Here is an 11,670-nt window from a genome sequence, read left to right on the forward strand (position 1 = left end):
AACGCCCGATTGGTGAGGGGTGATAATCAAATGAAACAAAACCTCAAATGTTTAATGTGTTTCGGGAATTTGATAAGATTGCAGAAGAACTAATGCACGCTGCTGAAAAGTTTCGTAATGCTGATGAACGTTATGATGGTAATTTAGTTGATGGGAATTTATCAGATGAAAAGGTAGAAGAAGGGGCAATGTGCGGCAAACCCTCTGAAAAATCTATGCTTAAAAAAATTTGGGACGGTATATATGTTGGTTCTGGGCAAGTTATTGGGGGGATTGTGGAAGGGTTTGATTCACTAGACGATACAGTAACAAAAGAAAACATTAAGTATGCTATAGGTCACCCTATAGAGACAACCTTTACTGCTTGGAATGCTGTTTCGGATTCATTTATGAATGATTTTTGGCATGGTGATGCGGAAAGTCGTACAAAATGGGGAACGAGTGTTTTTATGGGGCTTGGATTGGGATGGCTTGGGGATAAAGGAATAAGTAAAGTAGGGAAAGTAACTACACTCGCAAAAGGTACGAATCTAACAAAATTCTCAGAAGGTATCTCGTCTGTTTCGAATCAATTACCATTGAAAGACCGATTTGCATTTGCAGGTACTAGTGGCTTTGGTAGCAATCAGATAAAAGCTTTTGAAGCTTTACAAGAAGCCCGTGATACATTTATGTTTTCCGAAACTGGTGGAAAAAGTAGAGTTAAAGGTGTACAAGAAGTAATAAAAGATTATGCGGATAAAGTTTTTGATAGAGTAGATGTAAAAAATGATTATCCCGATTCGTATACAGCATCTCAAAAATTACGTGAAGAACTTAAGGATGCAGGGATTGAACCACCCCCATATTCTAATGCAGCACATCATCTAACACCTTGGAATGATAAAAGGGCTATTGAAGCACAAGAATTATTAAAAGAATTTGGAATACACCATGATTCTGCTGCTAATGGAGTATTTTTACCGTATAAAGTAAATGAATATGTGACTACTGAAGTGTTACATATAGGTAACCATGGTACGGATTATATGAAAGAGGTAACTAAGGTACTAAAAGAAGTTAAAGAATATGGTGGTACTCAAGCAGACGCTGTTGCAGCTTTACATGACATAAGAACACGTTTATTAGATGGCAGCTTAAAATTAAATAGCCCGAAATAATTTATGAATAGATTAAATATAAAGGAGAAGGAAAATGAAAATTTGGGAATTGAAGAGTTCATCTGATAACTATGAGTCTTTCCAACTATTAAATTATAAAAAGGATAAGAAATATTTTGAAGGAAAATTCAACTCCACTACAATTTTACTAGATTCATGGGGAGAAATATTTATTGAATGTCTAGAAGAAGGAAATCATAGTGATTTTCCTTATTTTTGGGGAGAAACTGGTGCACCAATGGTTAGTGAACAAGCGAAAAAATTATTAGAACCTTTAATAGGTGCTAACGTTGAGTTTCTTCCACTTATTAACAATACAACGGGTGAAGTATATTATGTAGTTCATGTTTTAAATGTATTAGATGCAATTGATAGTGATAAAGCAATTTTTAAAAAACTAATTACAGGTTTAATAATAGGGTGTGAAAAATTTGCATTTACTCCTAATGTTATTCAAAATGAAGTGATTTTTAAAGTATATGTAAATAAAAGGATTCATCCTACTGCTGTTTTTGTATCTGAAGAATTTAAAAATACAGTGTTAGAAAGTGATTTAAAAGGTTTTGAATTTGTAGAGGTATGGGATTCAGAAACGGACATGTAAAAAGGTCCTAAAATAACTGACAGGAGTTAGTAACATGGACGCAAAGGTTTGGTTTCAGAAATTCTAAGAATGTTAAACAATTATGGGGGAAATGAAAAAGAAATTTTTGAACAGATTCAAGCTGAAGCAATGGTGAAATATAAACAATGTGAAGAAATGATAGATACGATACTGAATAATAAGTTTAGAACCGAAAAAGAAAAGCATGAAGCTATAATGAGTATGATAGGACATATTTTCACTTGTGGCGTATCTTATGGGAGTGTTCAAGTTCCATTAGAAATGATTAAGAATCGTCAATCATCTATACATTGATTTATATTTTGAGATAAAGTCGTACCAGATAGTTGATGAAATGAATAATAGTACACGAATGTCATTTAATTTTATTGACGTTTGCCCCTGTGGTTATGTAGCATATTCCTATACACATTAGTAACGTAATGTTACCAATGAATTAGGGAAAACTAAACCAATAAAGGGCGTGAAATTTAGCGTATTTATTGGACGAAAAGAAAATGTTAGAAACGTATACATATCAAGGTTTAAAGCTTTTGGTTATACAGTATCCATGTCAAAAGCAAAACCTACGAATTCTGAGTTTATCGCAATGGTTGCGGATAAGCTAATACTTGAACATAAGGCTAGTTGAGAGTAGTATATTCAAAATAAATTTTTTTTATAAAAGATCAAGGAGTTTAAAACACTCGTTGATCTTTTATTTTGTTATAAGAATAATATGGAAGTCGTATTTCATAAGAAATATGATTATGACACATTCAAAGGTGATTTATTGATTTATATGGAAAATAAAACATATATTTAGTAAAATTATCTATAAAGGGATATTTCTTGATATAGAATTTGTTAAGGAACAAACTAGAAATATTTGGGGATATTTATATGAAAAAGAAAATTTTAATTTGGATTGGATGTGCAATAAGCTTAGTCGGGCTTACTGCTGGTATAACTTTTGGAATGTTGGAACTTGCAGATAATCCGGCGGAAAAACAAGCTAGTGCTGAAATAGATACAAGCGAATATAAAACAGTTCCAAAAGAAAAAGAAGCGCAGTTTGGTGAGATTGGTGGTGCAAGTGCGAAACTCCAAATTACAAAAGATTCTACTGAAGAAGAAGTAGTTAAAGCAATGCACAGTATGATCCACCAAAAAGTAATAGCTGAGCAAAAATGGGGAGCAATCCCGATGTCTAAAGAGAATGCTGAAAAAGTAAGAAGTATCTTAAATGAGAGTGCTTTTGAAACGAAAGAAGAACTTTTAGCGATTGCTGAAAGATGGATAAACAAAGATTTTAGTAAAGTTGTGGACGATCATAACTACTTTTGGAAACTGCAAGGTGGTAATATCGGAAAAGCGATAGGAGTTATGGACTCGCTAGAAGAGCAAACTTTTTCTTTAAACAATTTTGGAGATGTAGTAACAGGTGAATTACATAAATCTGGAGACCTTCAATAGATTGGTGGAACTTAAAATTGCAACTTGTGGAAAAAGGCTTCTCTATAGAGGCTTTTTATTTTGTTGTTCCATGCATTCATAATTTTAGTGGGTAAGTTATCCATGATATAATAGATGATAATAAAAAGCCCTGCAAAACAGGACTATATTATTCTTCGTCTTTATTTTGTTTTTCTAATTCAACTAACTTTTGGATTAAAATATGCTGTGGCATATGCATAAGTTGTTCAAGTGGAACACCTAACGCTTTTGATAGGCGGACTGCAGTGTCTGGAGAAATTTGTAATGGTCTCATAGAAGTACCTCCTTTTTCGTATAGTATAGCATAAGATTGGGGGAGTGAGGATGACTCTTATATTTGCACATCGTGGTGCAGCGGGAACATATCCGGAAAATACAATGATTTCATTTGAAGCGGCGGAGGCTTTCGGAGCAGATGGAATTGAACTCGATGTTCAATTCACGAAAGACGGAAAAGTTGTCGTCATTCATGATGAAACGGTGGATCGGACAACAAATGGAAAAGGTGCGGTTCGAAATTATTTATATGAAGATTTATGTAAGTTGGATGCGGGTTATAAATTCGGTGACAAAGTAGGTTTTTGCAAAATACCTCTTCTAGAAGAGGTGTTGGAATGGCTCGCAAAAACGACATTGCTACTCAATATTGAACTGAAAAATAATAAAATCCCATACAGAGGTTTAGAAGAAGAGGTTATAACACTTGTACGTAAGTTTAGTCTAGAGGATCGGATTGTATTTTCTTCTTTTAATCACTATAGTATGAAGCGATGTCATATGATGGCTCCTGATATTCAAACAGCTATTTTATATCGTGAAGGTTTGCATAGCCCGTGGGCATATGCAAAAAAGATGGGTGCTACTGCAGTACATCCGAATTATCGTTATCTTCAAGATGCTATCGCTGAATTAACGATGGAAAGTGGTGTGGAGGTTCGTCCTTACACGATAAATGAAGAAACGCTTATGCGTAAATATTTTGATATGAATATATCAGCGATTATTACTGATTATCCTGAAACAGCAAGAACTTTATTACCGATAAAAAAATGAGACCTAATATAATGGTCTCATTTTTTATTTATGATATGTGCAAACTTTGTTTTATCTTCTGAAGCGTGCTTGTACTTTATTTCTCTTACGATCTCTGTGTAAGACGAAGCCGCCGAAGATATAAAACCCGAGTGCGAAGCAAAGAGCGCCGATTAAAAATTGTAACCATAATATAGGGATTGGGGAGAACAAAATCCCAAATACAGTATCTCTCATTAGTTTAATACCAAGCACGGCTAATGAAATGGGGATGAGTGCTAATAATAGAGCGAGGTAACGCTGCATACATAACGCTCCTTTTCAGATTATTTTGTTTATTTTAATGATGTTATATGGAATGGGGGTTTGTCAAGAGGTTGCTGAACGAGTAAGATAAGAATGTGAAAAATTTTGCAGAGATACTTCGAGAGGAAGTGTAATGTATGAAACAAAAAGTGTTAATTGTTGGAGCAGGTGAAGGTGGGAGTACACTGCTGAGTCTGTTGCAAAATTCGAATATATTTCAAATTATAGGGGTTATTGATATTAATCCAATTGCGAAAGGATTACAAATCGCAAAGGAATATGGGGTTCCGATTGGTGATAGTGTAACTCCGTTTCTTTCTATGCATATTGATGTAATGTTTGATATGACAGGTGATTATGATTTACATAAAGTGTTATTGGGAAGTAAGCATAAAGATACTCTTCTTATACCAGGGGATATTGCGAAAATTGTTACGGGATTAGCGCATGAGAAGGAAGGTTTGATCGGACAGTTAGAGGAACAAACACAACAAGGGAATTTAATTTTAAATTCAACGCATGACGGTATGATTGTGATTGACCAAGAGGGACAAGTTCGTCTGTTTAATAAAAGTGCAGAGCGTATTATCGGATATAAGAAAGAAGAGGCGATAGGAAAATATATTTTAGAAGTTATTCCAACGAGTAAGTTGCTTCGTATTATACGCACGAAAAAAATAGAAGTGAATCATGAACTGACGTTAGAGAATGAAAAAAAGATTATTACAACGCGTATTCCGATATTAAAAGAAGGCGGAGAGGTTCAAGGGGCATTTGCGATTTTTAAAGATATTACAGAAGTTGTAGATTTAGCGGAAGAAGTTACAGACTTAAAAGAAATTCAAACGCTACTTGAGGCGATTATTAACTCATCTGAGGAAGCGATTTCGGTTGTTGATGAGAAAGGAAGAGGACTAGTTATAAACCCTGCTTATACGAAGTTAACGGGTTTGACGGAAGAAGATATTCTTGGGCAGCCAGCTACAACTGATATTGTAGAAGGCGAAAGTATGCATATGAAAGTACTTCGGACGCGCCGAGCGGTACGAGGGATACATATGAAGATTGGGCAAAAAAAGCGAGATGTAATTGTAAACGTAGCGCCGGTTATTGTTGATGGAATATTGAAAGGAAGCGTCGGGGTAATTCGCGACGTATCAGAAATTCAAAAGTTAACAAATGAATTGAATAGGGCAAGACAAATTATTCGAACGTTAGAAGCGAAATATTCATTTGATGATATTGTTGGCGATTCAGATGAAACGACGGCAGCTATTGAACAAGCAAAACTTGGAGCGAATACACCAGCAACGGTATTACTTAGAGGGGAATCGGGTACAGGGAAAGAGTTGTTTGCACACGCAATTCATAATGGTAGTAATCGAAAATACAATAAGTTCGTCCGAGTAAACTGTGCTGCTATTTCCGAGACGTTATTAGAAAGTGAATTATTCGGTTATGAGGAAGGTGCGTTTTCTGGAGCGAAAAGAGGCGGGAAACGAGGATTCTTTGAGGAAGCGAATAATGGAAGTATTTTTTTAGATGAAATCGGAGAGTTGTCTGCAAATACGCAAGCGAAGCTTCTTCGTGTACTACAAGAAAAAGAAATTGTGAAAGTAGGGGGAACGAAAGCGATACCTATTAATGTTCGAGTGATCGCTGCGACGCATGTGAATTTAGAAAAAGCTATTTTAGAAGGAAAGTTCAGAGAGGACTTATATTATCGTTTAAATAAAATCCCGATTCAAATTCCTTCCCTTCGTCAGCGTAAAGGAGACATACCAGCGATTGCAGAAAGATTAATTCAAAAAATTAATCAAGATTATGGTCGTAATGTAGAAGGACTCACCGATTCAGCCATTTCGTATTTACAATCATATGAATGGCCAGGAAATGTTAGGGAACTTGAAAATATTTTAGGACGAGCTATTATCTTTATGAATTATAACGAGATATATATTGACGTACATCATTTACCGCCTTTACATAAGGAAGAACAAGTAGAGACGAAACAAAATAATTTATTACCTGAATTAGAAGAGAAGGCCCTTGAACACCTAGTGACAGAATTTGAGGGGAATATTATCCGTGAATATTTAGATAAATTTGATGGGAACAAAACGAAGACTGCAAAAGCGTTAGGAATTTCAGTTCGAAACTTATATTACAAGCTAGAAAAGTACGACTGTGCAAAAAGTAGCATGCAATAAATTGCGTACCGTGCAATTTATTGCATGGTATACAAAAAGCGACAAAACAAGACAGAATATTGCGTTGTTTTCCAAAGTATTGATTTTACTGCATTTTGAATGCGTTTTCATTATTGGTAAGACCACTTTGAAAAGTTGGCACGGTATTTGCTTTATAAATAAACGAGGGACGACGGAAAGGGTTGATTACAAAATATGAAGTTAGAACACTTAATTGATCAAGCAGCAGGACAGCCTAAAAAAACTGTAGCTGTAGCAGTAGCTGAAGATCATGAAGTAATTGAAGCTGTAGCGAAAGCGATTAAATTGCAGCTAGCTCAATTTCGTCTATATGGAAATCAAGAAAAAATAATGGGGATGCTACAAGAACATGGTTTACAAACTTCAGAACACATTGAAGTGATTGCAGCAGCGTCAAATGCTGAGGCTGCAGAGCTTTCTGTTAAAGCTGTGAGAAACGGTGAAGCAGACGTGCTTATGAAGGGTAACATCCCAACAGCAAATATTTTAAAGGCTGTGTTAAATAAAGAGTGGGGGTTACGTAAAGGTAGCGTACTTTCACATGTGGCAGCATTTGAAGTTCCAAATTACGATCGTCTTATTTTCGTTACAGATGCAGCGATGAACATCGCGCCTGATGTAACACAAAAAGCTGCCATTATACAAAATACTGTAGAAGTTGCCCGGGCAATAGGAATAGATTTGCCGAAGGTAGCGCCAATTGCAGCGGTAGAGGTTGTTAATCCTGCGATGCAAGCGACAATTGATGCAGCGATGTTAACTCAAATGAATCGCCGCGGACAAATTAAAAATTGTGTCGTTGATGGACCACTTGCTTTAGATAATGCAGTATCACAAATTGCAGCAGAACATAAAGGCATAGTAAGTGATGTAGCAGGTAAGGCAGACATTTTACTCGTCCCAACGATTGAAGCTGGAAATGTGCTATATAAATCACTCGTATACTTTGCAGATGCAAAAGTAGGAGCTATGATTGCTGGCGCTAAAGCACCGATTGTTTTAACATCACGTGCTGATTCAGCAGAAACAAAAGTATATTCATTAGCATTGGCAGTTGCGACTGCTTCAAAATAAACCAAATAGGGTAAAACAATTAGGGGGAAACGACAATGACATTAGAAATCTTCGAATACTTAGAAAAATATGATTATGAGCAAGTGGTATTTTGTCAAGATAAAGAATCTGGTTTAAAAGCAATCATTGCAATCCATGATACAACACTTGGACCAGCTCTTGGTGGAACAAGAATGTGGACATATGATTCTGAAGAAGCGGCGATTGAAGATGCATTGCGTCTTGCAAAAGGGATGACATACAAAAATGCAGCAGCTGGTTTAAACTTAGGTGGTGCAAAAACAGTAATTATCGGTGATCCACGTAAAGATAAAAGCGAAGCGATGTTCCGTGCATTAGGACGCTACATTCAAGGACTAAACGGACGTTATATTACAGCTGAAGATGTTGGTACAACAGTAGATGATATGGATATTATCCATGAAGAAACTGACTTTGTAACAGGTATTTCACCTTCATTCGGTTCTTCTGGCAACCCATCTCCAGTAACTGCATACGGTGTTTATCGTGGTATGAAGGCAGCTGCAAAAGAAGCGTTCGGTACAGATAACCTAGAAGGAAAAGTAATTGCCGTTCAAGGTGTTGGTAACGTAGCATATCACCTATGCAAACATTTACACGCTGAAGGAGCAAAATTAATCGTAACAGATATTAATAAAGAAGCTGTACAACGTGCAGTAGAAGAATTCGGTGCATCAGCAGTTGAGCCAAATGAAATTTACGGTGTTGAATGTGATATTTATGCACCATGTGCATTAGGCGCAACAGTTAACGATGAAACTATTCCACAACTTAAAGCAAAAGTAATCGCAGGTTCTGCAAATAACCAATTAAAAGAAAATCGTCACGGCGACCTCATTCATGAAATGGGTATTGTATACGCACCAGACTATGTTATTAATGCAGGTGGCGTAATTAACGTAGCAGACGAATTATATGGATACAATAGAGAACGTGCACTAAAACGTGTTGAGTCTATCTATGACACAATTGCAAAAGTAATCGAAATTTCAAAACGCGATGGCATAGCAACTTATGTAGCAGCAGATCGTCTAGCTGAAGAGCGCATTGCAAGCTTGAAAAACTCTCGTAGCACATACTTACGCAACGGTCACGACATTATTAGCCGTCGCTAATCATTCATATATAACTTTTACAAAAGGTGTGGTTACCTCTTATGAGGTTTCCACTTCCTTTTGAATTTATTAGTGGAGGTAGCAACAGTGTCTTTAAATCGAATTCTTGTTATTAATCCGGGTAGTACATCCACAAAAATTGGTGTTTTTGATAATGAAAGACCTGTTTTAGAAGAAACTATTCGTCATGACGAAGAACAAATTGGAAAATATAAACGAATTATCGATCAATATGAGTTTCGTAAAGAAACGATTTTAGAAGTTCTACATTCTCACGGTATTAACATTTCAAAATTGAACGCTGTTTGTGGACGTGGTGGATTACTTCGTCCAATCGAAGGCGGTACGTATACAGTAAACGATTCAATGTTAGAAGATTTAAAAAACGGATTTAGCGGTCATCACGCTTCAAATCTTGGAGGCATTTTGGCTTATGAAATTGCTTCTGGATTAAACATTCCGGCATTCATTGTGGACCCTGTCGTTGTAGATGAAATGGATCCGATTGCTCGTATTAGCGGTATTGCTGGTATGGAACGTAAAAGTATTTTCCATGCATTAAACCAAAAAGCAGTTGCTCGTAAAGTGGCTGAACAATTAAATCACAAATATGAGGATTTAAATTTATTAGTTACACATATGGGCGGAGGCATTACAGTTGGTGCTCATAAAAAAGGAAAAGTTATCGATGTTAACAATGGCTTAAACGGAGAAGGACCATTTAGTCCAGAACGTGCTGGTACAGTACCAGTAGGACAACTAGTTGAAATGTGTTTCTCTGGTGAGTATTACCGAGACGAAATGGTTAAAAAACTTGTTGGACAAGGTGGACTTGTAAGTCTTATCGGTACAAACGATGCAATTAAAGTAGAACAAATGGTTGAAAAAGGTGATCCTGAAGCAACGCTTATTTATAAAGCAATGGCATATCAAGTTGCAAAAGAAATTGGCGGAGCTAGTGCTGTGCTTCACGGGAAAATCGATGCAATCGTATTAACTGGTGGACTTGCATATAGTAAAATTCTTGTCGATGAAATAAAAGAACGAGTAGATTGGATTGCAGATGTTATCGTGCATCCAGGAGAAGATGAATTACAAGCATTAGCAGAAGGGGCACTTCGTGTATTACGTGAAGAAGAAGCTCCAAAAGAATATGTTGTACGTGAAAAAGAAACGGTAGCTAGGGGTTGAGATAATGGCAAAAGAATATGATTTAGTCATCGTTGGCGGCGGTACTGGTGGATATGTTGCTGCTATTCGTGCATCACAACTAGGTTTAAAAACTGCACTTGTTGAAAAAGAAAATCTTGGTGGTACTTGTTTACACAAAGGATGTATTCCTAGTAAAGCTCTTTTACGTAGTGCGGAAGTATACGCAACTGCTAAAAAAGGAGAAGAGTTTGGGGTTATTGCAAGTAATGTAGAACTAAACTTTGCTAAAGTACAAGAGCGTAAAGAGAAGATTGTAACGCAGCTTCATAAAGGCGTTCAACACTTAATGAAACAAGGTAAAATTGATGTGTTTGAAGGTATTGGCCGTATTCTTGGCCCATCTATTTTCTCTCCGATGCCAGGGACAATTTCAGTTGAACTTGCAAGTGGAGAAGAAAATGAAATGTTAATTCCGAAAAATGTACTTGTTGCTACAGGTTCTCGTCCAAATTCATTACCAGGATTAGAGTTAGACGGAGAGTATGTAATGTCTTCAGATCATGCTTTAAAAATGGAAACGCTTCCTAGTTCGATCATTATTGTTGGTGGCGGTGTAATTGGTATTGAGTGGGCATCTATGCTTGCTGACTTCGGTGTAGAAGTTACTGTATTAGAATATGCGAAAAACATATTACCACTAGAAGATAATGACGTTTCAAAAGAAATGCAACGTCTATTCAAGAAAAAAGGTATTAAAGTGGTAACTGGTGCAAAAGTATTACCAGAAACATTGGTAAAAGATAATGGAGTAACAATTCAAGCTGAACATAACGGTGAGAACAAAGCATTTAAAGCAGAAAAAATGCTTGTATCTGTAGGAAGACAAGCAAATACGCAAAATATGGGCTTAGAGAACACAGATATTGTTGTGGAAAAAGGATACATTCAAACAAATGAGTTTTATCAAACGAAAGAATCTCATATTTACGCAATTGGAGATGTAATCGGTGGCTTACAACTTGCTCACGTTGCTTCTCATGAAGGAATTGTAGCAGTAGAACATATCGCTGGTAAAGAAGTTACACCAATTGATTATTCTATGGTATCAAAATGCGTATATAGCAGTCCAGAAGTTGCTTCTGTAGGCTTAACAGAACAAGAAGCGAAAGAAAAAGGCTATAAGTTAAAAGTAGGTAAGTTCTCATTCCGTGCAATCGGAAAGGCGCTTGTATACGGAGAATCAGATGGATTTGTAAAACTTGTAGTTGATGAAGAAACAAATGACATTCTTGGTGTTCATATGATTGGACCACATGTAACAGATATGATTTCTGAAGCTGGTCTTGCAAGAGTACTTGATGCAACACCTTGGGAAGTAGCACATACAATTCATCCGCATCCATCATTATCTGAGGCGATTGGTGAAGCAGCATTAGCTGTAGATGGAAGAGCGTTACACGCATAAAAATGTGGATTTA

At 36.4% G+C, this 11,670-nt stretch carries 12 protein-coding genes and 1 pseudogene; 11 read left to right on the forward strand and 2 right to left on the reverse strand.

All coding sequences use genetic code 11. The features are described from left to right. Window positions 1–47 precede the first annotated feature (47 nt). From Q3V31_RS06265 to Q3V31_RS06285, 5 genes and pseudogenes are all read left to right on the forward strand, one after another. Window positions 48–1,160 carry an AHH domain-containing protein gene (locus Q3V31_RS06265; RefSeq protein WP_000483526.1) on the forward strand — a complete coding sequence of 371 codons (1,113 nt, stop codon included), beginning with the start codon at window positions 48–50 and terminating at the stop codon, window positions 1,158–1,160. A gap of 34 nt (window positions 1,161–1,194) precedes the next feature. After that, complete coding sequence (locus Q3V31_RS06270) at window positions 1,195–1,764, forward strand: imm11 family protein (protein WP_000707096.1); 570 nt, start codon at window positions 1,195–1,197, stop codon at window positions 1,762–1,764. Between the two features lie 69 nt (window positions 1,765–1,833). Continuing rightward, window positions 1,834–2,079: a hypothetical protein gene (locus tag Q3V31_RS06275; RefSeq protein ID WP_033670477.1), complete on the forward strand. Its 246-nt coding sequence runs from the start codon at window positions 1,834–1,836 to the stop codon at window positions 2,077–2,079. Between the two features lie 238 nt (window positions 2,080–2,317). Next, window positions 2,318–2,416 (forward strand): annotated as a pseudogene (locus Q3V31_RS06280) (sporulation initiation factor Spo0A C-terminal domain-containing protein); the annotation flags it as partial. Between the two features lie 251 nt (window positions 2,417–2,667). Continuing rightward, window positions 2,668–3,240: a PRK06770 family protein gene (locus tag Q3V31_RS06285; protein ID WP_097872130.1), complete on the forward strand. Its 573-nt coding sequence runs from the start codon at window positions 2,668–2,670 to the stop codon at window positions 3,238–3,240. Window positions 3,241–3,388: 148 nt separating this feature from the next. Here Q3V31_RS06285 and Q3V31_RS06290 read toward each other — a convergent pair whose 3' ends face one another. After that, window positions 3,389–3,535, reverse strand: coding sequence for a YycC family protein (locus Q3V31_RS06290; protein ID WP_001247671.1), 147 nt, complete (start codon window positions 3,533–3,535; stop codon window positions 3,389–3,391). 50 nt (window positions 3,536–3,585) lie between these two features. On the opposite strand from Q3V31_RS06290, the gene Q3V31_RS06295 reads away from it, so the two are divergent. After that, window positions 3,586–4,314 carry a glycerophosphodiester phosphodiesterase gene (locus tag Q3V31_RS06295; protein WP_097872128.1) on the forward strand — a complete coding sequence of 243 codons (729 nt, stop codon included), beginning with the start codon at window positions 3,586–3,588 and terminating at the stop codon, window positions 4,312–4,314. A 51-nt stretch (window positions 4,315–4,365) separates the two neighbouring features. Here the strand turns inward: Q3V31_RS06295 and Q3V31_RS06300 are convergent, their stop codons facing one another. Further along, window positions 4,366–4,599, reverse strand: a complete 234-nt coding sequence (locus tag Q3V31_RS06300; RefSeq protein ID WP_001190193.1) for a DUF2627 domain-containing protein — start codon at window positions 4,597–4,599, stop codon at window positions 4,366–4,368. A 137-nt stretch (window positions 4,600–4,736) separates the two neighbouring features. Between Q3V31_RS06300 and Q3V31_RS06305 the strand changes: the two genes are divergently transcribed. From Q3V31_RS06305 to lpdA, 5 genes are all read left to right on the forward strand, one after another. Further along, a complete protein-coding gene (locus tag Q3V31_RS06305) occupies window positions 4,737–6,809 on the forward strand; it encodes a sigma 54-interacting transcriptional regulator (RefSeq protein ID WP_329763372.1) in 2,073 nt (690 codons plus the stop codon). Between the two features lie 195 nt (window positions 6,810–7,004). Further along, on the forward strand, window positions 7,005–7,904 hold the full coding sequence (gene yqiS / locus Q3V31_RS06310; RefSeq protein WP_000763065.1) for a phosphate butyryltransferase: 900 nt from the start codon (window positions 7,005–7,007) through the stop codon (window positions 7,902–7,904). Between the two features lie 35 nt (window positions 7,905–7,939). Continuing rightward, a complete protein-coding gene (locus tag Q3V31_RS06315) occupies window positions 7,940–9,040 on the forward strand; it encodes a leucine dehydrogenase (protein ID WP_000171358.1) in 1,101 nt (366 codons plus the stop codon). Between the two features lie 87 nt (window positions 9,041–9,127). Continuing rightward, window positions 9,128–10,231 carry a butyrate kinase gene (gene buk / locus Q3V31_RS06320; protein WP_090813299.1) on the forward strand — a complete coding sequence of 368 codons (1,104 nt, stop codon included), beginning with the start codon at window positions 9,128–9,130 and terminating at the stop codon, window positions 10,229–10,231. Window positions 10,232–10,235: 4 nt separating this feature from the next. Beyond that, window positions 10,236–11,657, forward strand: a complete 1,422-nt coding sequence (gene lpdA / locus Q3V31_RS06325) for a dihydrolipoyl dehydrogenase (RefSeq protein WP_001051284.1) — start codon at window positions 10,236–10,238, stop codon at window positions 11,655–11,657. The last annotated feature ends 13 nt before the right edge of the window (window positions 11,658–11,670 follow it).

Source organism: Bacillus nitratireducens, assembly GCF_036320425.1.
GTDB classification, from domain to species: domain Bacteria; phylum Bacillota; class Bacilli; order Bacillales; family Bacillaceae_G; genus Bacillus_A; species Bacillus_A nitratireducens.

What these genes read in the sequence shown, in the direction of transcription:
- Q3V31_RS06265 (WP_000483526.1), top strand. Translation starts at nt 48, where the DNA reads ATGTTTAATGTGTTTCGGGAATTTGATAAGATTGCAGAAGAACTAATG.
- Q3V31_RS06270 (WP_000707096.1), top strand. Translation starts at nt 1,195, where the DNA reads ATGAAAATTTGGGAATTGAAGAGTTCATCTGATAACTATGAGTCTTTC.
- Q3V31_RS06275 (WP_033670477.1), top strand. Translation starts at nt 1,834, where the DNA reads ATGTTAAACAATTATGGGGGAAATGAAAAAGAAATTTTTGAACAGATT.
- Q3V31_RS06285 (WP_097872130.1), top strand. Translation starts at nt 2,668, where the DNA reads ATGAAAAAGAAAATTTTAATTTGGATTGGATGTGCAATAAGCTTAGTC.
- Q3V31_RS06290 (WP_001247671.1), bottom strand. Translation starts at nt 3,535, where the DNA reads ATGAGACCATTACAAATTTCTCCAGACACTGCAGTCCGCCTATCAAAA.
- Q3V31_RS06295 (WP_097872128.1), top strand. Translation starts at nt 3,586, where the DNA reads ATGACTCTTATATTTGCACATCGTGGTGCAGCGGGAACATATCCGGAA.
- Q3V31_RS06300 (WP_001190193.1), bottom strand. Translation starts at nt 4,599, where the DNA reads ATGCAGCGTTACCTCGCTCTATTATTAGCACTCATCCCCATTTCATTA.
- Q3V31_RS06305 (WP_329763372.1), top strand. Translation starts at nt 4,737, where the DNA reads ATGAAACAAAAAGTGTTAATTGTTGGAGCAGGTGAAGGTGGGAGTACA.
- yqiS (WP_000763065.1), top strand. Translation starts at nt 7,005, where the DNA reads ATGAAGTTAGAACACTTAATTGATCAAGCAGCAGGACAGCCTAAAAAA.
- Q3V31_RS06315 (WP_000171358.1), top strand. Translation starts at nt 7,940, where the DNA reads ATGACATTAGAAATCTTCGAATACTTAGAAAAATATGATTATGAGCAA.
- lpdA (WP_001051284.1), top strand. Translation starts at nt 10,236, where the DNA reads ATGGCAAAAGAATATGATTTAGTCATCGTTGGCGGCGGTACTGGTGGA.